This window comes from Brevundimonas sp. GN22, from assembly GCF_054824005.1.
This window is the reverse complement of sequence record NZ_JSYD01000002.1, coordinates 1-12,725: the sequence shown is the minus strand read 5'-3', so window position 1 is coordinate 12,725 and position 12,725 is coordinate 1. Positions and strand designations below refer to the sequence as shown.

General features: G+C 62.0%; 8 protein-coding genes. 1 reads left to right on the top strand and 7 read right to left on the bottom strand.

What is annotated here, in order from left to right; translation table 11 throughout:
• Positions 1-55: 55 nt before the first annotated feature.
• From alaS to recA, 3 genes are all read right to left on the bottom strand, one after another.
• Entirely contained in the window at positions 56-2,698 is a 2,643-nt protein-coding gene (gene alaS / locus OB03_RS00105; protein WP_242913045.1) for an alanine--tRNA ligase, read from the bottom strand.
• Positions 2,699-2,844: 146 nt separating this feature from the next.
• Positions 2,845-3,327, bottom strand: a complete 483-nt coding sequence (rraA, locus tag OB03_RS00100) for a ribonuclease E activity regulator RraA (RefSeq protein ID WP_242913046.1) — start codon at positions 3,325-3,327, stop codon at positions 2,845-2,847.
• Positions 3,328-3,503: 176 nt separating this feature from the next.
• On the bottom strand, positions 3,504-4,583 hold the full coding sequence (recA, locus tag OB03_RS00095) for a recombinase RecA (RefSeq protein WP_242913100.1): 1,080 nt from the start codon (positions 4,581-4,583) through the stop codon (positions 3,504-3,506).
• 219 nt (positions 4,584-4,802) lie between these two features.
• Between recA and OB03_RS00090 the strand changes: the two genes are divergently transcribed.
• Positions 4,803-6,371 (top strand): GNAT family N-acetyltransferase, encoded by a 1,569-nt coding sequence (locus tag OB03_RS00090; protein ID WP_461342811.1) that lies wholly within the window; start codon positions 4,803-4,805, stop codon positions 6,369-6,371.
• A 14-nt stretch (positions 6,372-6,385) separates the two neighbouring features.
• Here the strand turns inward: OB03_RS00090 and OB03_RS00085 are convergent, their stop codons facing one another.
• The 4 genes from OB03_RS00085 to OB03_RS00070 all read right to left on the bottom strand — a co-directional run bounded on the left by OB03_RS00085 (position 6,386) and on the right by OB03_RS00070 (position 12,414).
• Positions 6,386-7,405 (bottom strand): NAD-dependent epimerase, encoded by a 1,020-nt coding sequence (locus OB03_RS00085; protein ID WP_242913048.1) that lies wholly within the window; start codon positions 7,403-7,405, stop codon positions 6,386-6,388.
• A gap of 42 nt (positions 7,406-7,447) precedes the next feature.
• On the bottom strand, positions 7,448-8,128 hold the full coding sequence (locus OB03_RS00080; protein WP_461342810.1) for a class I SAM-dependent methyltransferase: 681 nt from the start codon (positions 8,126-8,128) through the stop codon (positions 7,448-7,450).
• 34 nt (positions 8,129-8,162) lie between these two features.
• Positions 8,163-10,061, bottom strand: a complete 1,899-nt coding sequence (locus tag OB03_RS00075; RefSeq protein ID WP_461342809.1) for a M28 family peptidase — start codon at positions 10,059-10,061, stop codon at positions 8,163-8,165.
• 112 nt (positions 10,062-10,173) lie between these two features.
• Positions 10,174-12,414: a TonB-dependent receptor gene (locus OB03_RS00070; RefSeq protein ID WP_461342808.1), complete on the bottom strand. Its 2,241-nt coding sequence runs from the start codon at positions 12,412-12,414 to the stop codon at positions 10,174-10,176.
• Positions 12,415-12,725: the final 311 nt, after the last annotated feature.

Sequence of the window (12,725 nt, the reverse complement as noted above, 5' to 3'; positions counted from 1 at the left end):
ACAAAAAAGCCCGCCTCGGGTGAGGCGGGCTTTTCTGTAGGCTTGGAGCCGATGCTTAGATCTTGGCCTTGATGGTTGCGAGGCCTTCTTCGGCTTTGGAGGCGTCGGGTGCGCCGCCTTGGGCGAAGTCCGGCTTGCCGCCTGCGCCCTTGCCGCCCATGGCGATCACGGCGTCACGGGCGAAGTCGGCGGCGTTGTACTTGCCGACGAGGTCCGGTGTCAGGGTGACGGTGATGGCAGCCTTGCCATCGGTCACGCCGACCAGAGCCACGATGCCCGAGCCCAGTTGCTTCTTGAAGTCCTCGGCAACGCCGCGCAGGCCCTTGCCGTCCACGCCGTCAAGGACGCGGGCGATCACCTTCACACCGTTGATCTCTTCCGGAGCGGCCGAGGCACCGCCGCCGCCGAGGGCGAGTTGCTTTTTCAGTTCGGCAACCTGCTTCTCGAGCGACTTGACCGAGGCCTGTAGGTTTTCAACACGCGGTGCCACGTCGGTCGGCTGAACCTTGAAGTTCTGCGCCAGCGAGCGGGTGATGTTGGCCTGTTCCAGCAGGTACTGACGGGCGGCTTCGCCGGTCAGGGCCTCGATACGACGCACGCCAGCGGCCACGCCGCCTTCGGAGATGATCTTGAACAGGGCAATGTCGCCGGTGCGGGCGACGTGGGTCCCGCCGCACAGTTCGACCGAATAGGCCTTGCCGGCTTCGGTCAGCGAGTTGCCGAGCGCCAGCACGCGCACTTCGTCACCGTACTTCTCGCCGAACAGGGCGATAGCACCGGCGTCGATAGCCTCTTCAGGCGACATCAACTGGGTCGTGGCGGGCACGTTCTGGCGGATGACCGCATTCACCTCGTCTTCGATGCGGGCGATTTCCTCGTCGGTCACCGGCGCATTGTGGCTGAAGTCGAAGCGCAGACGCTCGTGGTCGACCATCTGGCCCTTCTGGGCGATGTGGGCACCCAGAACGTTCTTCAGCGCGGTGTGCAGCAGGTGTGCGCCCGAGTGGTTCGAACGGGTGGTCAGGCGCTCATCGGCATTGACGTACAACTCGACCTTGGTGCCGATCTTCAACTCGCCCGAGGTGACTTCGATCTGGTGGGCGTACAGGTCGCCGCCTGCGTGCTTTTGCACGTCCAGAACGCGGCCTTCGCCACCAGCCCATTTTACCGAGCCCTTGTCGCCGTTCTGGCCGCCGCCTTCGCCGTAGAAGGGGGTCTGGTCGAACAGGACTTCGACGATGTCGCCAGCCGAAGCGGCTTCAACGCGAGCGCCTTCGGCCACGATGGCAACCACGGCACCTTCGCCGTCGGTGTTGTCATAGCCGGTGAAGGTGGTGGCACCCAGTTGGTCACGGATGGCCAGCCATTCGCCAGCATTGGCGGTTTGGCCCGAGCCCTTCCAGTTGGCCTTGCCGCGTTGGCGCTGCTCGGCCATTTCGGCCTCGAAGCCGTCATTGTCGACCGACAGGCCACGGCGGCGTGCTTCGTCCTGCGTCAGGTCGAGCGGGAAGCCGTAGGTGTCATACAGGGTGAAGGCCGTGTGACCCGAGATGATGCCGCCCTCGGACAGGTCCTTGGTGGCTTCGTCCAGCAGGCCCATGCCGCGACCAAGGGTGGTGCGGAAACGGATTTCTTCCTGCTTCATCGTGTCTTCGATGAAGGCCTGTGCGCGGCCCAGTTCCGGATAGGCTTCGCCCATCTCGGTGACCAGTGCCGGAACCAGACGGTGCATCAGCGGATCTTGCGCACCCAGCAGGTGGGCGTGGCGCATGGCGCGGCGCATGATGCGGCGCAGGACGTAGCCACGGCCTTCGTTCGACGGCGTCACACCGTCGGCGATCAGGAACGACGACGAGCGCAGGTGGTCGGCGATTACGCGGTGGCTGGCTTGCAGCGCACCTTCGGCCTTGGTGTTGGTCGCGTCTTCCGAAGCGGCGATCAGGTGGCGGAACAGATCGACTTCATAGTTGGAGTGCACGCCCTGCAGCACAGCCGCGATACGCTCCAGACCCATGCCGGTGTCGACCGACTTCTTGGGCAGTTCGCGAACGATCTCGTCGTTCTCCTTCTCGAACTGCATGAAGACGTTGTTCCAGATCTCGACGAAGCGGTCGCCGTCCTCTTCCGGCGAACCCGGAGGGCCGCCCCAGATGTGCTCGCCGTGGTCGTAGAAGATTTCGGTGCACGGACCGCACGGACCGTTGTCGCCCATGGCCCAGAAGTTGTCGGCGGTCGGGATACGGATGATCTTGTCGTCCGAGAAGCCCGTCACCTTCTTCCAGATGTTAAAGGCTTCGTCGTCGGTGTGATAAACCGTGACCAGCAGCTTTTGCGGGTCCAGACCGAACTCCTTGGTCAGCAGACCCCACGCGCTCTCGATGGCGTGGTCTTTGAAGTAGTCGCCGAACGAGAAGTTGCCCAGCATTTCAAAGAAGGTGTGGTGACGCGCGGTGTAGCCAACGTTGTCCAGATCGTTGTGCTTGCCGCCGGCGCGGACGCACTTTTGCGACGAAGTGGCGCGCGGATACGGCGGCACGGCAGCACCGGTGAAGTAGTCCTTGAACGGGACCATGCCGGCGTTGACGAAAAGCAGGGTCGGGTCGTTCTGCGGCACCAGCGGTGCGGAGTGCACCTTCTCGTGGCCGTCGTTGCCGAAGTAATCGAGGAAGGTAGAACGTATCTGCTTCAGGCTGGTCATGATCTGTCGGACTGTTCGGTGTGTCGGGTGGGCAGCGCAGCCGGAGGGCCGCACCGCAAAAATAATGTCAGGGCGTCATATAGGGTTTTTGAGGCGAGTGCATCACCCCCGAACCCTCAAGACTCATGGCGAATTCGGAACGGCGCTCAGACCAGTCGGTCTGCGGAGACAATGACGCCGTCCGCGTCCGCATAAATCCAGTCATCAGGACGGAATATGACGCCGCCGAAACTGGTCGGGATGTCCTGCTCGCCGATGCCGTCACGGTCCGAGCGGAGGGGGCAGGTGCCGATGGCTTTTACGCCCACGTCCATGGTGTCGATGACGGTGCTGTCGCGGATGGCAGCGTTGACGATGATGCCCGCCCAGCCATTGTCGATGGCCAGTTTGGCCAGATTATCACCCACGAGTGCGCGCTTGAGCGAGCTGCCACCGTTGACCACGAGCACCGCGCCGCGTCCGGGACCTTCGAGGGTAGAGCGCACCAGCGCATTATCATCAAGAACGCTGAGGGTCCGGATCGGGCCACAGAAGGCGGTAATCTTGCCAAAGCTACGGAAGGCCGTGGTGCAGACCTTCACCTTGTCGGGGTGGGCATCACACAGGTCGGCAGTGGCGAAGGCAGTCATCGCAGGCTCTCATCATCGGGAAGGAGTTTTGACCCTGCCGCTTTCAATCGGTCAGGGAAAGGGCCGAGCCCTTTAGACGGGCAAAAAAAGAGGCCCACCCGATGAACGGGTGGGCCTTCTCCACCCCGCCCCCGACGGGGTCGGTAGGCGGGTCGCCGGGGGAGGGCGGAGATGCTTTAGCCTTCGAGGTCCTGACCTTCGTCCGGTTCCGGAGTGCCCAGAAGCTCGTCGGCAATCTTGTTGGTGGAGGCGCGAACAGCCTTTTCGATGGCCAGTGCCATATCCGGATTGTTCTTCAGGAACTCCTTGGCGTTCTCGCGGCCCTGACCGATGCGGGTCGAGTCATAGGAGAACCAGGAGCCCGACTTCTCGACGATGCCTGCCTTCACGCCCAGATCGATGATCTCGCCGATCTTGGAGATGCCTTCGCCGTACATGATGTCGAAGATAACCTCACGGAACGGCGGGGCCACCTTGTTCTTCACGACCTTCACGCGAGTGGTGTTGCCGACCACTTCGTCGCGGTTCTTGATCGCGCCGGTGCGGCGGATGTCGAGGCGCACCGAAGCGTAGAACTTCAGAGCGTTACCGCCCGTGGTGGTTTCGGGCGAGCCGTACATCACGCCGATCTTGTGACGGATCTGGTTGATGAACAGCACGATGCATTTCGACTTGTTGATCGACGCCGTCAGCTTGCGCAGGGCTTGCGACATCAGACGGGCTTGCAGGCCCGGCAGGCTGTCGCCCATCTCGCCCTCGATTTCGGCGCGCGGGGTCAGGGCGGCGACAGAGTCGATCACCACGATGTCCACGGCACCCGAGCGGACGAGGGTGTCGACGATTTCCAGAGCCTGTTCACCGGTGTCCGGCTGCGAGACGAGCAGGTCGTCCAGGTTCACACCCAGCTTCTGGGCATAGACCGGATCAAGCGCGTGTTCGGCGTCCACGAAGGCAGCCACACCGCCCTTTTTCTGGATTTCTGCGACCGTGTGCAGAGCCAGAGTGGTTTTACCCGAGGATTCGGGACCGAAAACTTCGATCACGCGGCCCACCGGCAGACCGCCGATGCCCAGAGCCATATCGAGGCCCAGAGAACCGGTCGACACGCTGTCGATCTCGGTCACCTGACCTGCCTTGCCCAGTTTCATGACCGAGCCCTTGCCGAATGCGCGGTCGATCTGTGCGATCGCTGCCTCAAGGGCGCGTTGTTTATCGGAGTCTGCCTTAGCCACTAATTTCAATGCCGCCTGTGTCATTGGTTTGATCTCTCCCATGCCATGATTCATGGCATTTTTCCCGTAGGACGTTGGGAGAGACCCGCCAGGACCCGCTCCCTCGATGACGTGATTAGTACACGGTTTGTTCTGGTTCACAAGATGTTCTCATTTGAAATGTGGAACAGCGCTCGTTTCATGCGTCCGATAATGACGCAGGGTGTCTCGCCACCTTTGCCACGGACAGGCGTTTAGTGCCGTATGAGCACTGAAAATCTGCCGCCCGTCGATCCTTCCAAACCCGCCCTCCTGACGCTCCGAAACGCGAGAATGGCCGATGTTGCGGCCATCAGCGCGCTGGTCGGGCGCGTCTACAAAGACGACATTCCCTACACCGCCGGCATGCTACGCGGTCAGATCGCCATCTATCCGGATGGCCAGCTGGTGGTGGAATACGAGGGCGAGATCGTCGGCTATGCGGCCAGCTTCCGCATCGACGAAGCTTCGGCCATGCGCGCCCATACCTGGGAAGATATCACTGGCGGGGGCTATGCCTCGCGGCACGATCCGAACGGAGACTGGCTGTATGGTATGGAGGTCTGTGTCGATCCCACCCGTCGCCGACTGCGGATCGGCCAGCGCCTGTACGATGCCCGACGCGAGTTGTGCGAGGTCCAGAACCTGAAGGGGATTGTCTTCGGTGGACGCCTGCCCGGGCTGTCGCGGCGCAAGTCGGCCTATCCGGATCCGAAGGACTATCTGGACGCTGTTACGGCGCGTAAGATGAATGATCCTGTCGTGGCCTTCCATATCCGGTCCGGCTTTGAGCCGATCGGTGTGCTGCGCGGCTATCTGTCCACCGATAAGCAGTCGATGGGCCACGCCTCACACATGGTGTGGCGCAACCCCTACTTCATCGAAGATACGGGTAAGGGCGCGGCCTTCACCACCAAGGAAGCTGTTCGCGTCGCCACCGTCCAGTTGCAGATGCGCAAGGTCGAAAGCTTTGACGAGTTCATGGCCAATATCGAATATTTCGTCGATGTGGTGGCCGACTATCGGGCCGACTTCGTAGTCTTCCCCGAGCTCATCACGCTTCAGCTCTTGTCGCTAGAGCCCAAGAAGCTGACGCCGGTGGAATCCATCGAGCATCTGACCCGGTATACGCCGCGCTTTGTGGAGGCCATGCGCAAGCTGGCTGTCAGCTATAATGTGAACATTATCGGCGGCTCGCACCCGACCCGTACCGATGACGGCGACATCCAGAACGTGGCCTATGTGTTCCTGCGCGATGGTTCGGTGCACGAACAGGAAAAGCTGCATCCCACGCCGAACGAACGTCACTGGTGGAATATCAAAGGCGGCGACCGGGTCCATGCCATCCCGACGGACTGCGGCCCTATCGGAGTGATGATTTGCTACGATTCCGAGTTCCCCGAGATCGCACGCCGCATGGTGGACGAGGGGGCGCGCATCCTGTTTGTGCCCTTCTGCACGGACAACCGTCAGGGCTATCTGCGGGTGCGCTACTGTGGTCAGGCACGGGCCATCGAGAACCAGTGCTACGTCGTGCTGGCGGGCAATGTCGGCAACCTGCCCAATGTCGAGAATATGGACATCCAGTACGCCCAGTCCTGCATCCTGACGCCCTGCGATTTCCCGTTTGCGCGGGACGGTATTGCCGCCGAGGCGACCGAGAACGTCGAGACGGTGACGGTGGCCGACCTCGATCTGTCCGATCTGGCGTGGGCGCGGGCGCAAGGCACGGTCAAGAACCTGCGCGACCGCCGCTTTGACCTGTACAAGACGGTGTGGACCGACGGGGGCTGAGCCTCTTGGGCCGGTCAGTTTTCGCGGTAGAAGTTGCAATACCAGTCAACGAACCGGCCCACGCCCTCTTCGACTGGCGTTGAGGGCGCATAGCCGATAGCCGCCAGAGTGGCCGAAACGTCTGCTTCGGTGTTGACCACGTCCCCCTCCTGCATCGGCATCAGGTTCAGCTTGGCTTTGCGGCCCAGCTTTTCTTCCAGCACCTCGATGTATCGCATAAGCGGGACCGGCTGACCTGCGCCGAGGTTCAGAATGCGCCACGGGGCAACGCCGCTGGTCGACGGATCGGGAGCGGTGGCATCCCATGCCGGATTGACCGTCGCGGGCTGGTCCAGTGCCGCGACAATGCCCGTCACGATGTCATCCACATAGGTGAAGTCGCGGCTCATACGGCCCTCGCCGTACACGTCGATCGGCTCGTCCTTGAGGATGGCGCGGGTAAATTTGAATAGCGCCATGTCCGGTCGGCCCCACGGACCGTACACGGTGAAAAACCGCAGGCCCGTCAGGGGGATACCGAACAGATGGGCGTAGGAATGCGCCATAGCCTCGTTGGCGATCTTGGTCGCGGCATAGAGGGTCAGGGGGTGGTTGGCTCCGTCCGACGGCGCGAACGGCAGTTTGCCATTGGCCCCATAGGCCGAACTGGTCGAGGCATAGACGAGGTGCTCGCATCCTGCGGCTCGCGCGCCCTCGATAATCGACAGAAAGCCGGTGACATTGGAGGACACATAGGTCCCGGGTGCCTCGAGGCTGTAGCGGACGCCTGCTTGAGCACCGAGGTGGACGATCCGTTTTGGATGATGCTCGGCGAATACGGCCGCCACCCCGCTGGCGTCGGCCAGATCAAGCGTATGGTGGCGATAGCTGGGATGGACCAGTAACTGGTCCAGCCGAGCCTGTTTCAGAGCCGGATCGTAATAGCTGTTCAGATTGTCGATACCAACGACCGTCTCGCCCCGCTCCAACAGGCGAAGCGTGGTGTGAAAGCCGATAAATCCGGCCGAGCCGGTGACGAGAACAGGATGCGACATGCGTCTAGCGATAATCGCGTCTGCGTCTTTGCGCCAGCGCTTCTAGGTGCGGATAGCGATGAGCGATTTGATCAGGGGACCGACCTTCTCGTCGTGGTGTACGGCGTCAGGGTATAGAAAACGGAACTGGTTTTTATCCAGCAGCCGCGCGTGCTGGACGTCCCGCATCGCGGCCCCCACATCGGGTGCCTTTTGCGAGAAGCCGTGGGCGCGGCGCATCAGGGCGCGGGCGCGTGACTGCTCGCTCCGCCAGTGGAAAAAAAGGCTGGAGAAATGCGGCTCGACCGGAAACCAGAAATAGGGCGTCTGGACGTAATAGCGCGGGGCAAGACGACGGCATTCGGTGGCAAACGCCTCCATGCGCACCCAATCGCCGACATGTTCGACCACAGAGTTGGAGTGGACGAGATCAAAGCTGTTGTCGGGGTATTGCGGCAATCGGGTTGCGTCGTCGTCGACGACCGAGAACAACCGCTCGTCCCAGGCATCGTCCACCCCGCCGGGGTTCACCAGCGTGATATGGACCTTGCATCGACGCAGAAGCTCGACATCGAACAGTTGCCAGTACCCGGCCTCTCCTCCCAGATCGACGATCCTGACCTCGCCCTGTTCGGCTGCAATCTTTTCGATGAGAGTGACAACCCGACGGCTACGGGCGCGGCGAAAACGCGACACCAGAGAGTTGGGGTCGCTGTTGTCCTGAAGGGCGTGGATCAGTTTCATCCTGTCCGTTTGGCAGAACCTTACTACGACAAGCTTAAGCGTTGGCGCGTGACGCCCCCTTATCGCTCGGCGGTGGCGTGTGTGGCTCCGCCAGACGCGATGCACCACTGAACACCAGGGCAGCGATCAGGAAGACGGCAGCCATCCCTGTCAGCCAGTGGTCGCCCCGCGCGGGCACCAGCGGGCGAAGGAATAGCAGGATAAGCAGACCGATAAAGCCAAGTGCTCCCGGCACGGAAATACCCAGCGCCAGAAACACGAAATGCCCGTAACCGACCAGCCATGCACCGCCGATAATGGCGGCGATAGCGGGCGCAACCAGCCCTCGCAGTTCACTGAGCGATGGCGACAGGGTGGCCGAGATCGCCATAGCGATGACCGCTAGCAAAAGAGGCCATGTGACGATCAATGCCACTTGGGGCGCAAAGCCTTGCAGGGCGCAGCCCAGTACAAATGCCAGCGCCACTGTGCCTGTCCAGCCGCCCCAAATGTTTCTTGCCGCTGCACCGGGCCACAGCGACAGGACGGCAGCAACTGCGCCTGCGCCTACGTAGACAGGGCCTCCCTTGCCCAGTACCGCGACCGTCAGTGTGACCAGCGCCAGGCCGTAACCCAGTACGCGACGATGCGAAGCGCGTCCGCCTGACATCAGCAAGAAGGCCAGACCCAGAACCACCAGCGCGGTGGCCGCCTCCATCCACGGCAGACGACGCAACAAGGTGTAGTAAAAGGACACGCCGTCGACGCGCATTTGCAGCGGACCCGCCAGCATCCTTACGCCCTGTGAAAGCACCAGGGACGCGCTGAGGAACCAGACCCCGTCCAGCATGCCCTGCCAAAGCTGTTTGGCTCCGAGACCTGTCACAGTCCGCGCGCGCCAGACGGAATAGGCCAGTCCCATGAGGGACAGCCCTAGCAGGATCCAGCCCGCGAACGGCGAATGGCTGATCAACAAGCGCCCGAAGATGTCGGAATAGACAAGGTTCGGACCCGCCTTGGGCAGTTCCGCAGCCGGGATCAGGCGCGTTGCCAGTTCCAGCGTCTGTGATCCCATGTGCTGGACCGAGCCAACATCCAGCTGCTCGGGCGTGGAATCTGCGGTGTGATAGTGGTGGGCCCGGCCAAGGAACGCCAGATTGACGCCTTGCATGCCCTTGTCGCGGGGGATGGTGAAGTCCGTACCGTTGGGCATCCGCTCATAAAGGTAGGAGCCGATCGAGGCCGTCGTGACACCGCCGTCGGCCTTCATGGCGACAGGGGCGAAGGCCTTGATGGTGGGGCCGTCGCCCTTGCCGGTCTCGAACATATTGACCCGACCGCCACCGCCACGCGCCTCCAGATTGATGATGAAGCCCGGTGCCTTGGCCAGGGGGTGTTCGTTGAAGAAGATGCGCGCGCCCTCAAGGCCGATCTCTTCACCGTCCGTCAGCAGGATGATCAGGGTGCGCCCGTCGATGTTGCGGGCCGCGAGGGCTCTCGCCGTTTCCAGAGTGACAGCAACCCCCGTGGAGTCGTCGCCTGCACCCGGTGACAACGCGCCGGTGTCATAGTGGGCCATGAGCATCAGCGCCGGCAGGTCGGACTGGCTGCCGGTGCGGACGGCGACCAGATTGGTCGCTTGTCCCGTAGTTTCGGGCGATCCGCCTTCGCGTTTGAGGCGCTGGCCCCCTTTGAGGGAGATGTCGCCTTTCTGCTCGGTCACACTAAAGCCGAGGTCGGTCAGCCGTTGGGCAAGATAGTTCTTCACCCGAACATTTTCGGGCGAACCCAGCGGATGGGGAGCCCTGGATATCTGGCGGATATCCACCATGGCCCGTTGAGCAGAGAACAGATGAGGCGGAGCATCTATCGGGCGCGGTGACGGCGTCTGCAGTGTCAGCACAGCCAGCGCAAACATCAGGGCCAGCGAGCCCAGCAATATCGAAAGACGCATCCGACCCCTCCCACAAGGACGGGGTATTGGCCATCAAGGACCGCCATATAGCAAGAGGGCGGCCGGAGCTTTCGCCCCGACCGCCCTTGTCAGATCACTGACGTCTTGTCGCTTAGAAGCGCTTCGAAACCTCGATGCCGTACATGCGCGGCTCGTTGACGAAGACCGTCAGGTTGTTGAAGTCGATCGCGCCGATGATGTTGTCTTCATCGGTGATGTTGCGGACGTAGCCAGCCACTTCGAGGTCGCGGGACAGGTCACGCCAGCCGGCGCGAAGGCCGCCTTCGAACTGGGTGCCGAACATGAACTCCTTGGATTCATACAGGAACAGGTTGGTGTTCTTTTGCATGACCCAGTCGGTCGCGGCGAACAGCTCCTGATCGTTGCCCAGCGGGCGGACGTACGACAGGGTGAAGTTGGCCGAGTATTCCGGAGCGTTCGGGAACGGGTTGCCGTTGATGTTGGCGCGGTCTGTGCCGTTCACGTTCTGGATAGGATCGGTGATGGTGCACAGGTGGTTGCCGCAGATGGCCACCAGCAGATCATTGTCTTTGATCTCGGTCGCGTTCCAGGCAAAGCCACCGGCGAAGGTGAAACCAGCGCCCAGATAGACGTCGCCGTCGATCTCGATACCCTTGCCTTCACCCTTCTGGGCGTTCAGCAGGCGGTTCGAGTTGTCGATGCCGCCGATGGCGGTGAACTGCATGTCGTCCACTTCATAGAAGTAGGCGGTGGCGTTCAGACGGGCGCGGCCATCCCACAGGCGAGCCTTGAAGCCAGCCTCGTAGGACATGGCGGTCTCGGAGTCGGCGGTGGTCAGAACCGGCAGGTTACGGCCTTGGATCGACGGACCACGGTAGCCGTGGGCGACGCGGGCGAACAGGTTCCAGTTCGGGTTCACTTCGTACAGGGCGCTGATGTCCCACGAGACTTGCTCGTCCGAAACAGCGACCTGACCGGTGCCCGGAGCACCGATGGTGATCGAACCGTTATAGGTGCGCTCGTCCTCGGTGTAGCGCAGGCCGCCGGTGATCTTCAGGGCTTCGGTCAGCTGGTAGTTGGCCTGACCAAAGACCGACCACGATTCCGACTTCTGGACGATGTCGGTTTGCTTGGTCGGGGCCAGAGCACCGGTGCCGCCATAGGTGTTCGACACCAGATTGAAGCGGTCGTTGAATGCGAAGGCACCGACCTGCCAGTTCAGGCGGTTGTTGCCGTTCGAGGCCAGACGCAGTTCGAAGGTGTTCTGGACCAGATCCGAGTGATCGGTGCCGCTTTCGACGCGGAACGGGGTGGCATAGCCAGCACCGGCCGGAGCGGTGAAGGACACGCCGCCGTCGATGTCGCCGTTACCCATCGACTCGCCCTGGAACGAACCGATGACGCCGGTCAGGGTCATGTCACCGAAGTCATAAGCGACCTGCAGCGACTGCGACTGGGTGTTCTGCTTCTGGAAGTTGTTACGGCCGCCATCGTAATAGACGGTGTCGCGGTCGTAGTTGTCGTTCAGCTTGTTCGAGCCCTTGGTCAGGGCATTGGCGCGGTTCAGCGTGCCGGTGCCGGCGTAGTCGCGGAACTGCAGGGTACCCAGAACCGACAAGCGGTCGTTCGGGGTCCAGGCCAGGTGACCACGGATAGCGCGGTCCTCGAAATTGCCCAGTTCTTCGCCGTTCGGGTTGGCGAAGGCGGCGTCATAGGCGTTGTTCACCCAGTCGTCGCGGTGGTTCCACAGACCGGCGATGCGCACCGACACGGTGTCGTTGACCGGAACGGTGACGCCGGTTTCAGCGCGAACCGAACCATAGTTACCGGCAGCGATCTTGCCGAAGCCTTCGAACTCTGCGCCCGGCTTGACGGTGTCGACCTTGACGACGCCAGCGGGGGTGTTGCGGCCGAACAGGGTGCCTTGCGGACCGCGCAGGACTTCCATTTGCTGGACGTCGAACAGCGGGAAGCCCTTCAGGTAGACACTTTCCAGAACCACATCGTCCATGACGACCGAAACCGGCTGCGAGGCGGTGAAGTCGAAGTCGACGTTGCCGTAGCCGCGGATATAGAAGCGCGGTGCGTAGCGGCCGTTCGAGCTTTCGACCTGCAGGCTGGGTACGCGGCCAGCCAGCGCCAGAATGTCGGCACCGCCCGCGTTCACAGCGGCCAGCGTCTCGATGTTCATCGCGGTGACGGCGAACGGCACGTCACGAATGCTTTCGCTACGACGCTGGGCGGTGACAACGATGTCACCCACCGAGGCGGGCTCATCGGCGGCCGGGGTCGTCGATTGGGCAAATGCAGGTGCTGCGACAGCGATAGCCAGTGTGCTGGCGGTCACGGCGAGGAGAGACAGGCGCTTCATTCAATATCCCCTTGGAATGATCTGGCGCCGTCTAGGCCTCGCATCTGTCGGGCGCTAGACACAAAAAGCGCCGATTGGTGAAGCTTTGGTGACAGCGACACAGGCTCGCAAAAACTGGATATCAGCCGTGCTGGATCGGGTCCGAAAGACGGTTTTGCCGCATATCGGTCATAATGTTTTGGCTGAACGAGAGTTGGTGGCGGCGTTCGTCCGTGGGCCTACCGGTTCACGTTTCGCCATCGTAATGTGAGGCACCAAAAGGCCCGGCTGCTCGGCAGCTCCGTCTGTCTGCCCCACGCCAATCTTCTCAG